Origin of the sequence: Zobellia galactanivorans (assembly GCF_000973105.1) — a bacterium.
Lineage (GTDB): Bacteria > Bacteroidota > Bacteroidia > Flavobacteriales > Flavobacteriaceae > Zobellia > Zobellia galactanivorans.
Genome location: NC_015844.1, coordinates 1005531 through 1019522, shown reverse-complemented (window position 1 = coordinate 1019522; position 13992 = coordinate 1005531). Strand labels below are relative to the sequence as shown.

13 protein-coding genes are annotated in these 13992 nt (G+C 44.0%); 7 read left to right on the top strand and 6 right to left on the bottom strand.

What is annotated here, in order from left to right; translation table 11 throughout:
• Positions 1–7 precede the first annotated feature (7 nt).
• Positions 8–1171 (top strand): trans-sulfuration enzyme family protein, encoded by a 1164-nt coding sequence (locus ZOBGAL_RS04035; RefSeq protein ID WP_046287327.1) that lies wholly within the window; start codon positions 8–10, stop codon positions 1169–1171.
• A 73-nt stretch (positions 1172–1244) separates the two neighbouring features.
• Here the strand turns inward: ZOBGAL_RS04035 and ZOBGAL_RS04030 are convergent, their stop codons facing one another.
• The 6 genes from ZOBGAL_RS04030 to ZOBGAL_RS04005 all read right to left on the bottom strand — a co-directional run bounded on the left by ZOBGAL_RS04030 (position 1245) and on the right by ZOBGAL_RS04005 (position 7808).
• Positions 1245–1955 (bottom strand): fibronectin type III, encoded by a 711-nt coding sequence (locus ZOBGAL_RS04030; protein WP_013992229.1) that lies wholly within the window; start codon positions 1953–1955, stop codon positions 1245–1247.
• Entirely contained in the window at positions 1952–4699 is a 2748-nt protein-coding gene (locus ZOBGAL_RS04025; protein ID WP_013992228.1) for a T9SS type A sorting domain-containing protein, read from the bottom strand. The genes ZOBGAL_RS04030 and ZOBGAL_RS04025 overlap by 4 nt, the downstream gene beginning before the upstream one ends.
• A 297-nt stretch (positions 4700–4996) precedes the next feature.
• Positions 4997–5389, bottom strand: a complete 393-nt coding sequence (locus tag ZOBGAL_RS04020) for a nuclear transport factor 2 family protein (RefSeq protein WP_046287326.1) — start codon at positions 5387–5389, stop codon at positions 4997–4999.
• A 68-nt stretch (positions 5390–5457) separates the two neighbouring features.
• The gene (locus ZOBGAL_RS04015; protein ID WP_046287325.1) at positions 5458–6297 is read right to left on the bottom strand and encodes an MBL fold metallo-hydrolase; all 840 of its coding nucleotides are present in this window, start codon (positions 6295–6297) and stop codon (positions 5458–5460) included.
• Between the two features lie 136 nt (positions 6298–6433).
• Positions 6434–7015, bottom strand: a complete 582-nt coding sequence (locus tag ZOBGAL_RS04010; RefSeq protein WP_013992225.1) for a Crp/Fnr family transcriptional regulator — start codon at positions 7013–7015, stop codon at positions 6434–6436.
• Positions 7016–7151: 136 nt separating this feature from the next.
• On the bottom strand, positions 7152–7808 hold the full coding sequence (locus ZOBGAL_RS04005; RefSeq protein WP_013992224.1) for a hypothetical protein: 657 nt from the start codon (positions 7806–7808) through the stop codon (positions 7152–7154).
• Positions 7809–8016: 208 nt separating this feature from the next.
• Here ZOBGAL_RS04005 and ZOBGAL_RS04000 point away from each other — a divergent pair, with 208 nt between their 5' ends.
• The 6 genes from ZOBGAL_RS04000 to ZOBGAL_RS03975 all read left to right on the top strand — a co-directional run bounded on the left by ZOBGAL_RS04000 (position 8017) and on the right by ZOBGAL_RS03975 (position 13990).
• Complete coding sequence (locus ZOBGAL_RS04000) at positions 8017–8427, top strand: RrF2 family transcriptional regulator (RefSeq protein ID WP_013992223.1); 411 nt, start codon at positions 8017–8019, stop codon at positions 8425–8427.
• A 179-nt stretch (positions 8428–8606) separates the two neighbouring features.
• Positions 8607–8870 carry a DUF2061 domain-containing protein gene (locus ZOBGAL_RS03995; RefSeq protein WP_013992222.1) on the top strand — a complete coding sequence of 88 codons (264 nt, stop codon included), beginning with the start codon at positions 8607–8609 and terminating at the stop codon, positions 8868–8870.
• Between the two features lie 6 nt (positions 8871–8876).
• Positions 8877–9500 carry a phosphoadenosine phosphosulfate reductase domain-containing protein gene (locus ZOBGAL_RS03990; protein WP_013992221.1) on the top strand — a complete coding sequence of 208 codons (624 nt, stop codon included), beginning with the start codon at positions 8877–8879 and terminating at the stop codon, positions 9498–9500.
• Positions 9501–9554: 54 nt separating this feature from the next.
• Positions 9555–10469, top strand: a complete 915-nt coding sequence (gene cysD / locus ZOBGAL_RS03985) for a sulfate adenylyltransferase subunit CysD (RefSeq protein WP_316932907.1) — start codon at positions 9555–9557, stop codon at positions 10467–10469.
• A gap of 57 nt (positions 10470–10526) precedes the next feature.
• Positions 10527–11777 (top strand): sulfate adenylyltransferase subunit 1, encoded by a 1251-nt coding sequence (locus tag ZOBGAL_RS03980; RefSeq protein WP_013992219.1) that lies wholly within the window; start codon positions 10527–10529, stop codon positions 11775–11777.
• A 122-nt stretch (positions 11778–11899) separates the two neighbouring features.
• On the top strand, positions 11900–13990 hold the full coding sequence (locus ZOBGAL_RS03975; protein WP_013992218.1) for a HEPN domain-containing protein: 2091 nt from the start codon (positions 11900–11902) through the stop codon (positions 13988–13990).
• Positions 13991–13992: the final 2 nt, after the last annotated feature.

The following is a 13992-nucleotide window of genomic DNA, read 5'->3' as shown; positions in this document are numbered from 1 at the left end:
TATGCATATGGAAAATAAATTTGAAACGAACGCTATCAGAACGCAATTGGAACGCACTAAAAATTTGGAGCATTCGGTGCCGATGTACATGACTTCGAGTTTTGTATTTGAAGATGCGGAAGATATGCGCGCTTCGTTTGCCGAAGAGAAAGAACGTAATGTTTATTCGCGCTATTCCAATCCGAATACCTCTGAGTTTATAGAGAAGGTATGTCAGATGGAAGGAGCTGAAAACGGATTTGCTTTTGCTTCGGGTATGGCAGCGGTATTCTCTACTTTGGCGGCCCTTTTGGATAGTGGTGACCATGTATTGTCGGCGCGGAGTATTTTTGGGTCGACGCATTCGTTGTTCACGAATTTTTTTCCTAAATGGAATATTGATCACAGCTATTTTAAGATTGATGATTTAGATGGGATAGAGGCTTTGATTACGCCAAAGACCAAAATTATCTATGCGGAATCACCGACCAATCCTGGGGTAGACATCCTCGACTTGGAAGCTTTAGGAAAGATTGCCAAAAAGCATAATCTGATTTTGGTGATCGACAATTGTTTTGCTTCGCCCTATTTACAACAACCGATCAAGTTCGGGGCCGATTTGGTCATCCACTCCGGAACGAAATTAATGGACGGACAAGGTCGTGTATTGGCCGGCGTTACCGTAGGAAAGAAGGAATTGATCGATAAGGTCTACCGCTTTTCAAGAATTACAGGTCCGGCCCTATCTCCCTTCAATGCCTGGGTACTTTCCAAAAGTTTGGAAACCTTGGCCGTAAGGGTGGATCGCCATTGTGAAAATGCACTGAAATTAGCCGAGTTTTTAGAAGGCAACGAAAAGGTCAATTGGGTAAAATATCCGTTTTTAAAGTCGCATCCCAAATATGAAATAGCCAAGAAGCAGATGAAAGCCGGTGGCTGTGTCGTAGCTTTTGAGGTAAAAGGCGGATTGGAAGCCGGCCAGAAGTTTTTCGACTCTATAAAAATGCTATCGCTTTCGGCCAATTTGGGCGATGCACGTAGTATTGTAACACATCCGGCGTCAACAACTCATAGCAAACTCTCGGTAGAAGAGCGTGCAGAAACGGGCGTTACGGACGGAATGGTACGCGTATCGGTGGGGCTTGAGCATATAGACGACATTATCGCCGATATTTCGCAGGCACTGGCCTAAGGACGAATAAGATTTCTGTAAATAAAAAAACCAAAGCTTTTGACTTTGGTTTTTTTATGCCTTGGAATTGGGTTTATTTGGTTTTGAACTCAAAGACCGGCGATTGGGAACAGGAACCATTTTCGTCGGTAGTGACTACCCTCCAATAGTAAACGGTGGCAGGATTGAGCGCAATGTCATCTATTTCTGAATCCGAGGTGCTTGCATGTAAGGTGGTCGGTGGATTGTCGGTACCTAGGTATATATCGTAGGAAGCGATATCGTTGTCAACATCACTCCCTTTCCAACTTAGGGTTAGGGGTTGGCTCACACTGGCCCCCATGGTCGGGGCTACGGCCTCCGCTGGAAAGGGGGCATAATTTTCATTTCCTTCGCCGGCATTGTAAAACTTCCAGGTTTCGCTAGTTGCGGTCGTGGCCGTTTCGTCAGATTTTGAAATAATGTTCCAAGAATAGGGCGTATTTCTCAAAATGGTCAGGGCAAGCGAATTGGTCGAAGTATCGTTTTCGCTCGTTTCGTTGGTTTCTAGGTTTTTTAGCACCAAGGTATAACTGTCCGTATGGTCCGAAGCCTTCCATTTAAAAGTTACTTTGCTTTGGGTGGCGGAGATGATGTCGCCTTGGTTACATTCTTCATCTTTCTTCGGAAAAACCAAAACCGAGGCTTCGGGCGGTAGGCTTTCTTGGGGCGTAGGGTCTTTAGCTCCGTCATCGCTACTGCTACAACTGCAAAAGGCGATAAGAAGAAGGAATAGGCTTGATCGAATATAGGTATTGGGTCTCATTGTTTGACAATTTTGGCTTGGGATTTGATATTTGTAGCTGTGATGTTCAGGAAATAAACGCCCGAACTTAGATTGGAGGTGTCTAGGGTCGTAATCTGGTTCACGACCGATTCGGTTTTGCTTAGAATGACCTTGCCCGTTGCCGAAATCAGTTCAAGGGTGACCAAGGAATCAAGCTTGTGGGAGAAGGCAACGTTCAGTTGGTCTTTTACCTTGTTCGGAAACACGGTGACGCCGTCAAAAACGCTGATGATTTCACTATACTCGCCCTGGCAAAGCTTATCTGCCTTAACGGAAAGTTTGTTCTGGCCTTTCGATAGGTCAAGTGTAATTTCATCTTCGGTAGTATGGGTAACCACCCCGTTTAGGTCAATGCTATAGTTGGTGGCCCCTTTCAAGCTTAAGGTAAGTTGATTTGTGCTATTGTCGACCTTTGATGTTACGGATAGGTCTTCGGGCTCGTCTATCGATATAACAAAGCATTGCTCGAAGTTGGCATCGGAGGGCGTGGTAATGCACAGGGTGTAGTCACCGGCGCCCAACTGCCCGAACAAGGCATCTGAAGTAAAATCCTTTTCTGCTCCGGTCTCCTTTATTTTTCCCTTAAACTGAAGTGAGCTATCTTTTGAATGTATGGAAATCGTTCCATCATTACTGCTGCTGCATGATTCATCGGTTCCCTTCACCTTAAAATTATCGGCGGCAAGACTGAATATTTTACAGCCCTTGGTGTTTACGGTACTTCCTAAGGGAGTTTCGGGGCATTCGTCATCGGCATTGGCTACGCCGTCATTGTCGTCATCATTAGGGTCGAAGGCGATACAGTCTTCCCCGGGCAATCCGTAACAGCCTAGGCCTGCAGCCCCATATAGCGGCTGCCAGGTAATACCTGCGATCCATTGCTCACCTCCGTTTTCGTAGGCCCCGACATCGGGGTGGTCGCCCGTAAAGCCGTCGGTTATACCCGGAATACCCTTCCCTTGGTCAATGGGTGAAGCTCCGCTCTTTAGTTTGAAATCGCCATTGGCGGCGTTTACGAACACTTCGGAAGTGACGGTTAAATTATTCTGTTTGTCCGACTGCGGCTCCCAATTGGTATCGCTTCCTAGATTGTTCCAAACCCGAACGTTAGAGAAGGCCGTTCCATCTTTATGCCATGCTCCCATTACTGCGGAACCGTTCCAAAGGGTATTGTTGAAAATATCGATATCCGTTCCGTTCCAATTGATCTGTACGCTGGTCCATTCGGTATTCCAGACTACATTATGGTGGACGACAAAGCCCGCTGCATTGTTGTCTAGGTAAATTCCGGCAGCTTTGTATTTTGTGCCGCCGGAAGCGGTATCGTGAAACCAGTTATGGTGGATTTCCGTTGTGTATTGTGCTCCTACCGTATAGAAAAGGGCGCAATCATCGGCGATCAAGTTGCTTCGGGAGATATCGTTATAGGAAAACTCGTTGTCGGAGCCATTGTACTGTACGGCGTCCCGTCCTCCCCTGAATACCGTATTGTTCTTTACTAAACTGTTCTTTATGCCCCTGATTACCAATGGGCCATCGTAGGAACCTAGAAAGTTACAGTCATGTATATAGTTGTCTATAATTTGTTGGTTGTTTCCCCTTACCACCAATCCGGCCCCTGCGTTAAATGCGATTTCGCATTTTTCAACTCTATTGTTCGAGCCTTGTACATGTACATTGGCATTGTTGGTACGTGAGCTATCGGTAATCCCTTGGGTATGGTTGCCGTAAAGGGAAGTTACGCCGTAGAGGAGGTTGTTCGTGGTTTTGCTATTGGCATTGGAGGCCCACCAAGTGGAGCTGTCCTCCATATTGATGCTGCCGCCAAATACGGCCAAATTCCGTATTTCGATGTATTTTTTGTCTTTTAGGTTGATGGTTTCCAGACGGCGTCTCATCTTCACCTTGCCATCGACCGGGGCTTTGCCTCCGGGAAGCTGAACGTATAGGGTGCTTGTACTTTCATCGAAGTACCATTCATTTTGATAGTCTAGGGCGTCTTTGACTCCTTCTAGATAAAAATCGCCCAAATCAGCCGGGGCATGAAAGGTTCGCACCCAAGTCTCGTTGTTCGTGGTGGTGTGATTAAAATTGACCCTACCGGCAGAGCTGCCCGTAATTTTTCTTTTCCAGGCGAGCCAACCGCTACCGCCCTTATCACCACAGAACCAAAGTGCGCCACCGGTCCAGTCAATACCCGGAATTGTGGATTCTGTCAAATAGGCCCCATTGATGACATCGCCACTGCTTCCTCCGGTATTTCGGATAGTTCCCAAGGCAAAGGGGTCGTCGTCCGTTTTATTTGGCCATCGGGCCAGGTCCAATGCGGTAGCATCGTTCATGATAAAATTTTCTTGGCCTAGGGAAGGGAAGGAAATGGTGGTTTTGTAAATAGGGCCACTGTCTTGCGTCCAACCGGATAAGGCATCCATGGCCGAAATAATGACTTTTTCCCCGGGATACGATTGAAAGACAATGGGCTGACCAGGGCTTCCGGAATTCGCAGGGGTCAATGTCTCCTCGTAGGTGCCGGCCCTGATATATACGATGTCGCCTGCAACCGCTTCGCTCGCTGCTTTTGAAATGGTCAAGTACGGGCTCTCCAAAGTGCCCGGGTTGGTGTCGTCGCCGTTTTTGGCTACGTAGATGTCTCTGGCAAAAGAGCTTATACCTATTAGGAATAAGAATAAAAAGGAGAAACGATAATTCTGTTTTATGGACATATGTAATAGATTTAGGTAGGTTCAACCCATGGGTGTGTTACCAAATCTAAATGAAAGGGGGGTTGCTTCAAATAGTAAATGATCAAAACGATACAACAAATGATTTTTTATGAAGGCGGTAGCTTATTTGTCAAGTTTTTGATCAGTTGGCATTGCTGGGATTTTTAGTTTTTTGGAGCCAAAATCTTGAAAATCATGGTTTGTTGAAGGTGGGGAGGCTTATGGGAAGAGCTATTGTGTGTAAACAAAAATGCTTCCCGTTAGGAAGCATTTTTGTTTTGAGTCAGCTATAATTTTCTATTTGGTCATGGCGTCGGTAACGGTTTTACTGTCGACAATCTGTTCGAACCTAATGATTTTACTATCCTTTAAAGTCCATACGTGTGCCACTCGTGCTTCAAAGCCTTTGCCTGTTTTTTTATAAACCCCGGTATAGTTTCCAATGGCGATGACCGTATTTCCCTCGGCAACATATTGTTTTGGGCTAAACTGGTAGTGAATCCATTCAGAACCTAATCTAGAGAATACATTTTTGGTGATCTCTTCCAAGCCTATATAGGTGCCTGCATAGGGAAAGCCTTTGGCTTCCGTCCATTGAATGTCTTCTGCTACATACTTGGCCAGGTTCTTTCCGTTTTCTTCAGAGGTTTTGCCCTCGTAGGTATTTTTAACTATGTCTAGATTCGTCATGTTATTTTTGTTAAATGGGCAACTTGACAATGCCATAAGGATCGTCAAGTAACCCATTCTTACTGATTTTACCATTTCATTTCGCCTGTGTTCACCTTGGCGCCGATTTGAAGAGCAGTTTCAAAAGTGGCGTTGGGGTATTGCTTTTTCATTGTATGGATCAAGTCCTCTGAAGTAGTGTTGGTTTTTAAGGCCTCTTCATAGAAGGCGATGTAGTTTTTAGTGTGGGCCACAGAGGTCAAATTCAGTTGGGTATCTTTATTTCCGTGAGCGGGAATAACCACTTTCGGGTTTAAGCTTTCAATTTTGTCTAGAATGGAAACCCATTCTTTTCTAGTTGCCTTGGTTTGGGCATCGGCCATCCATACATGAAAATTATCCGAGAAAATATTAATGCCACCGACGACGGTCTCGCTTGAAGGGATATAGATGAAAGTTCTTTTAGGGAAGTCCTCCAAACCTATAATTTCAAGCTTTTCCCCTTCTAGTTCCAATGCATTTTCCTGAAGTACCTGTGGTAAAATAATATTGGTGGTAATGATGTTCCCTAATCGCGACCCCCAAACCTCTAGTTTCTTTTGGGCAGTGGCCTTGATGTGTTCTACGGTTGCCGGAGCGGCATATACGGTAACTTCTGGAAAATAGGTTTTAAAAACTTGCAATCCGAAGTAAAAATCGGGGTCACCATGCGATACATAAATGGTTTTTAGATTTTTACCTGATGCTTTGATTTCCTGTGCCACTGCTTCGGCATCTGCCAAGGTGAATTGGGCATCGATCAGAATGGCATCTTGCTTTCCCGAGACCAAAATCGAGGCCACGCCAAAGCTGTTTTCGGAGGCGTTATAGACCTGTAAGTCAAAATTGCCGGTTTTGATGGTTCTTGGGTTCTGGGCTTGTACTTCCATATGAAATAAAATTATTGTTGTTAATACTAGTGTGGAAAAAATGGTTTTCATTTTACTTGTTTTAATTAGAGGGAACAAAGGTGCATACCAAGGCCACTCAAAACATTGAACTAGTTCAATAAATGAAGTACAAGGATTATTTTGAAGCGGTCTTGCTTCTGATCTTACTTAAAAATTCGTGGGAGATCCCTAGGTAGGAAGCCAGTTGGAGATTGGTGAGCTTTTGGGCGATTTGGGGGTATTTTTCAATAAAATTGAGATAGCGGGCATCTGCGGTCTGGCTCAGGTTGCTGATCATTCTTCTTTGCAAGGCGACCAAGGTCTTTTGGGTCATCACCCTGAACAGTTGTTCTATCTGGGGTATTTCGGTATAAAGGCGCGCTTTGTCTTGGTGGTCTACGAGAAGTACCTCACTGTCTTCTAAGGCCTGTATGGTTAAAAAAGAAGGCTTTTGGTTGGTGAAACTGTCAATGTCGGTTATCCACCAGTCTTTAATGGCAAAATAAAGTACGTGTTCTTTACCTTGCTCATCTAGGGTGAAAACCCGAAAACAGCCCTTTGTTACATAACCTTCGAACTTGCAGATGTCACCCTGCCGTAGTAGGTATTGTTTTTTTGCAATGGACTTAGGGTAAAAGGCTTCGCAAAAAGTATGGAGCTCCTCTTTGTTCAGTGCCGCATTTTTTAAAACGTTTTGTTGTAAGCGCTCTATCGACATTTTTAGTTCTAACTATACGTGTGGCCCCATATCTTTTACGGGGAAAGTCCTGTCAAAGATAAACATAAGGATTAAACCCGATTTCTTGAAAAGAAATATATAAAGGGAGGGGCTAATGTGTTCTTTATGTAGGTGATTATATTTTTTTGGAGGCTACAGTTTTGGGGTTGACCTTCCTTTTCCAATACATAATGTAAATAGTGCCAAGTACGGTAGGAAGCGTCCATGCCATGAGGTTTCCTATACTGAGACCCGCAATAATAAATGCCGTAATGGAAGCGATCAAAGCTCCGATCATTTTTCCGATATGGGACAGGAGCCATCCATTTTTGGTCTTCTGGGGATTTTTGTAAAACTGAAAATCCTTCAAGGTTAAGAGCAGTCCAAACCCTCCAAAGAATATATATAATACACCAGTAGTGACGGTATTCATAAGACTGTACATTCCGATACCCAGCATGATTACCGAAAATAAAAGCATACTTCCCGATATTGCTTTGTCTACTATATCGGCATTGCTTCTTGTTTTGAATTGCAATGCCCTATTGCCTACCAGTACAAGGTAGATGGTAAATAGCCCGATCAGTAGTAAAAACAGGTTTTCGTGGTTGGGCATCATGGCTATGGGTATAGATATGGTTGAACTGCCGATCATGCCTATAGAGAATAGTTTTCCCAATTTCTGGTGTAGAGGGCTTCCTTTTTTGGCAATGGTACTGCCTATTCCCGAAATTAGGCCTATCCCTCCTAAGAATGCGTGTAGGTAAATGAAGAAAGTGATGGTTTGTTCCATGGTATTTGTATTGGTTACGGGGGCAAAGGTTGGGTAATGCCTTGGTTTTCAAAAGAAGCTATTGCCGAACTGTAGTTTATGAGGGATGAATTGAAAAGAGTAACATTTTAGTTGGGGGTGTTCTTGGGGTGGGGATCGGATGTTTTTATAATCTTCAGGCAGGTCTATGGCACTATTTACTCGTCCCAATTTTTGTTATATTTACCCCATGCTCTCAAAAAAGACAAAATATGGCTTAAAGGCCCTGACTTACTTGGCTTCACAGAAAGACCAACAGCCGGTGCAGATCTCTGAAATTGCCCAGGCCGAGAATATTTCGCAAAAATTCTTGGAGAGCATCCTGTTGTCTCTTCGTAAAAGTGGATTTTTGGGCTCGAAAAAGGGTAAGGGGGGAGGTTATTATCTAATCAAAGACCCCCATGAGGTGCTGATGACCGATGTAATGCGTATTCTTGAAGGTCCCATAGCCATGGTACCTTGTGTAAGCCTTAATTTTTATGAAAAGTGTACCGATTGCCCAGATGAGGCCAGTTGTTCGGTAAACAAGTTGATGCTGATGGTGCGTGATGCCAATCTTGAGGTGTACCGCAACCATACCTTGGCCGATTTAATAGCCTGATTTCCCGATCTTCTGGAAGAAGTGCTGAAAATTCTGCAATTTTATTTACGGTTTATTATAAATCTACTAAATCTATAGGGTAAACGTAAATTCTTTTAATTTGTGGCGTCTAACACAATAAAAATATACTACATTTGTTTACTCTATTAGATTGATAGGGTAATTAGATTAACGAGAAAATGATTGTAGATCAATTGATTTTAGATAAAGCAGCTCCCAAGAAAAAGTTTTCAGAAGATCAAAAATCTGAAAGACCTATCCGTAGTATCGCCAAGGCGGTAAGCTGGCGGGTAATCGGTACTTTAGATACCTTATTGGTTTCGTATTTGTTGACTGGTGAGGTGGCCATTGCGGCCTCTATCGCATCCATTGACTTTGTGACCAAGATGTTCTTGTACTTCTTTCACGAGCGTTTGTGGAATAAAATTAACTGGGGTAAATAATAAGCTATGGGTTTTTCAGAAGAACAGATAAAGAAGCTTAATGAGCAGTTTAAGGATGCCGATCCGGCCGTAATTATAGACTGGGCCATCAAAAATGCCGAGAATGCCGTAGTCACTACGAATTTTAGGCCTTATGAAGTGGCCATTTTGCATGCGGTTTCGAATGTAAAAGGCGATATACCTGTAATATGGTGCGATACGGGGTACAATACCCCTAACACCTATAAGCATGCAGAGGACTTGATCAAGCGTTTGGATTTGAACATCGACCTGTACGTGCCGAAGCAGACCAGTGCGCATCGCGATAGTGTAATGGGCATACCGCAAATTGATGACCCAAGGCATGCCGAGTTTACCGAGCAGGTGAAATTGGAGCCTTTTAAAAGGGCAATGGCGGCGCATAAGCCCGATGTTTGGTTTACCAACCTAAGAAAGGGGCAGACCGCGCTAAGGGATTCCTTGGATATTCTCAGTTTGAGCAAAGACGGAGTACTTAAGGTAAGTCCGTTCTATTATTGGAGCGATGCCCAACTCGATGCCTATTTGGAAGAAAGGCAATTGCCTAACGAACATAAATACTTTGATCCGACCAAGGTTCTTGAGAACCGTGAGTGTGGGTTGCATACCTAAACGACATTCCGCTTTAAGCGAAAAAAATAATCGAAGCACAGTAGCGAAAAATATATTCAAGAAATTATGAGCCAAGATACATCACACATAAACGCCTTAGAAAATGAGGCCATCTATATTCTTAGGGAAGTAGCGGCGCAATTTGAGCGACCCGTACTTTTGTTTTCGGGAGGAAAAGACTCCATTACATTGGTACGTTTGGCGCAAAAGGCATTTTGGCCTGCCAAGATTCCCTTTCCTTTAATGCATATCGATACCGGGCATAACTTTCCTGAAACTATCGAGTTTAGGGATAGGTTGGTCGAAGAGCTGGGTCTGGAACTTATCGTTAGAAATGTTCAAGATTCTATCGACCAGGGTAAGGTGAAGGAAGAGTCGGGTCGGTACTCGAGTAGAAACTCCTTGCAGACCACTACTTTGTTGGATGCTATTGAGGAATTCAAGTTCGACGCCTGTATAGGGGGTGCCCGTAGGGACGAGGAAAAGGCAAGGGCCAAGGAGCGTATCTTTTCGGTGCGTGACGATTTTGGCCAGTGGGATGAGCGTAACCAACGCCCAGAGCTTTTTGATATGTTGAACGGTCAGATAGAATTGGGACAAAACGTACGTGTTTTTCCAATCTCAAACTGGACGGAACTTGATGTTTGGTCTTATATCAAAGAGGAAGAAATTGAAATACCTTCCATTTACTTTGCACACAAGCGTAAAGTATTCTTGCGTGACGGCTTGATCTGGTCACATTCCGATTATGTGTACCAAGAGGAAGACGAAGAGGTTTTAGAACGTATGGTGCGTTTCCGTACCGTGGGCGATATGAGCTGTACCGCGGCCGTTTTTTCCAATGCGACCGATATTGAGTCCGTTGTTGAGGAGATTCGCGATTCCAGTATTTCTGAAAGAGGGGCCCGTATAGACGATAAAAGGTCTGAAGCGGCAATGGAGAAGAGAAAACAACAGGGATACTTTTAGGATTCTCGTTTAGGGAATTAGTTTAAAAAATTTGATTAAAAATTACAGCCAAAGAAGATGGACGTATTAAAGATAGCAACAGCAGGTAGTGTAGATGACGGAAAAAGTACCTTGATCGGTAGAATTCTGTACGATACAAAATCATTGACCAGCGATAAGTTGGAAGCCATAGAAAAGACCAGTAAGAGCAAGGGGTATGATTATCTCGATTTCTCATTGGCTACAGATGGTCTTGTGGCCGAGCGTGAGCAAGGTATCACCATAGATGTGGCACATATCTATTTTTCAACAGCAAAGAAAAGTTACATCATAGCCGATACTCCCGGCCATGTAGAGTACACGCGTAACATGGTTACGGGGGCTTCTACGTCTCAAGCGGCGATTATTTTGATCGATGCGAGAAAAGGGGTTATCGAACAGACCAACCGTCACTTTTTTATCAATAACCTCTTGCGCATTAAAGATGTGGTAGTGGCTATTAATAAAATGGACTTGGTAGATTATTCCGAGGAAACTTATAATGCCATTAAGGCCGATTTCGAGGAATTGATGGCCAAAAGGGATTATCAAGACCAGAAGATCACCTTTATTCCCGTTAGCGCCTTGAAGGGTGATAACGTAGTGAATAAAACGGATAAGACGCCTTGGTATACGGGTCCTACGTTGTTAGAGCATTTTGAAGCCCTAGATCGCAAGGATATTTTCAATGTGGGTACACCACGTTTTCCCGTGCAGTACGTAATCCGTCCAAAAACGGAGGAGCACCATGACTTTAGGGGCTTTGCCGGTAAGGTTTACGGTGGGGAGCTTAGCGTAGGTGATGAGGTAGTTGCCTTACCATCGCAAACACGGTCTAAGATCAAGGATATCTATTTTTACGATAAAAAATACCATACCGCTTCAAGAAGGTCTTCGGTAACCATTACTTTGGAAGATGAGATCAATTTGAGTCGAGGCGATATGTTGGTCAAGGCCGAAGATTTGCCTACGATCGATAAGCAGTTTACGGCTACTATCTCTTGGATGGATTCCGATAACCTGACCGCCGGTAAAAAATATGTGGTGCAACACGGGGTGAACAAAGTGTTGGCCAAGGTCGATAACATCCATCACAAGATCAATCCCGATTATTCGGGAATCGATACCAACGTTGACGGGGGATTGGGTATGAACGATATCGCCCAGGTAACCTTCAAATTGAACAAGCCTATTTTCTACGATAAATTCAAAGATCACCGTACCAACGGTTCGTTTATCTTGATCGATACACAAACCAATAATACGGTCGGCGCGGGTTTCATAAGTTAAGAAGTTCGTAAAAAAAGAACAAGGGTCAGGGTTTTGATTCAATTATCCCTATAAAACCTATAGGAAAAATATATAATTAACAATCTGCCGTCAAAACGGTGAGAAACTAGAATAGAGATAGCATGCAAAGTTTCAGAACAGAAATAGAAAACCCCGTAGTTGAGAAGGATATTTTGGCCCTAGAGGCTAAAATACGCCAGTTCAAGGAAGGTAATTTAGACGAGGAAAAGTTTCGTAGTTTGCGTCTGGCCAGGGGTATTTACGGTCAACGTCAACCTGGCGTGCAGATGATCCGTATTAAATTGCCCTACGGAAAAGTTACCTCACGGCAACTTAGGCGCATTAGCGACGTTTCCGATGAATATTCTAGAGGTAGATTGCATATTACTACGCGTCAAGACATCCAGATCCACTATGTGGATATAGACCGTACGCCCGAACTTTGGTCGGAACTCGAAAAAGATGATGTTACCATTCGTGAGGCTTGTGGTAATACGGTCCGTAACGTAACCGCTAGTGAAACCGCCGGGATTGATGTAGATGAACCATTTGATGTTTCGCCCTATGCGCACGCACTTTTTCAGTATTTTTTGCGTAACCCTATCAGTCAGGAAATGGGGCGTAAGTTCAAGGTTTCTTTTTCTGCCAGTGATGCCGATACCGGTCTTTCATATATGCACGACCTTGGTTTTATAGCCAAGATACAAGATGGGGTAAGAGGGTTTAAAGTGATGTTGGGCGGTGGTCTGGGGTCTCAACCACGTCACGCCGATTTGCTTTTTGATTTTCTTGCCGCAGATAAGATCATTCCTTTGATGGATGGTGTAGTTCGTGTCTTTGACCGTTACGGGGAAAGAAAGAGTAGGGCCAAGGCCAGAATGAAATTCTTGTTGAAGGACTTGGGGCTTGACGGATTCAAAGCCTTGTTGGCCGAAGAGCAAAAGGCCGTTCCTTACCAAACCTATCCTATCGATGCCGAGGCCTATCCTAAGGTTGAGGTAGCCAAAGCTGAGGCGCCGCAAGTAGAAATAGAGGATACCGAAGCTTTTGAAATCTGGAAATCTACGAACCTTATACCTCAAAAGCAGGAGGGCTATACCGCTATCGGTATTAAAGTACTGCTAGGGGATTTCTATACGGATAAGGCTAGGTTGTTGGCTGATTTGGTGGATCAATACGCTGCGGGTGAACTAAGGTTGAGCCTTCGTCAGAATATTTTGATTCCTTATGTGGCCAATGAACTGATTCCCTTCTTTTATACGGAACTGAAAAGATTAGGCTTTGTAGAGGCCGGTTATAACAGGGCGGTTGATATTACGGCTTGTCCGGGTACGGATACCTGTAACTTGGGTATTGCGAGTAGTACCGGTATTGCCGAAGAATTGGAACGTATAATAAAAACCGAGTACCCGCAGTACATCAGCAACCCGGATGTGGCCATTAAGATCAGTGGGTGTATGAATGCCTGTGGTCAGCACAACATGGCGAATATCGGTTTTCAGGGGATGAGTATCAGAACCAAGGATAAATTGGTGGCGCCGGCGCTTCAAGTTTTGTTGGGCGGTGGTACCGATGGTGATGGAAACGGAAGATTTGCCGATAAAGTGGTGAAGGTTCCTTCTAAAAGAGGTCCTCAGGCCTTACGGTTGATTTTGGACGATTACGATAAAAATGGCAACGGAAAGTCGTATGCCGATTATTACGAGGAAAAGGGGCAAATGTATTTCTACGATTTTCTAACTCCTTTATCCGATATTGAAAACCTTACGCCGGACGACTTTATCGACTGGGGAAATACGGAGCGCTATGAGAAGGCCATTGGTGTCGGTGAATGTGCAGGTGTAGTGATAGACCTTATTGCCACCTTGCTGTTTGAAAGCGAAGAAAAAATACAGAATGCACAAGAGTCATTCGATGAAAAGAAATGGGCGGCCAGTATCTATCATTCCTATTCTTCCATGGTGAATTCGGCCAAGGCCTTATTGACCTCGGAAAAAGCGAAAGTGAACACCCATGCTACCATTATCAAGGATTTTGATCAAAAATTCATAGCCTCGGGCAGGATCGAGCTCGGAAGGGGGTTTGAAGAATTGGTGCTACAATTGAACAAAAACGAGCCAACGGAAGCTTTTGCAAAAAGTTATTTGGAAGATGCCACGGCATTTTTGAAAGCGGTGGAAACATTTAGAAAACAAGAATTGGCAGAGGTTTAACC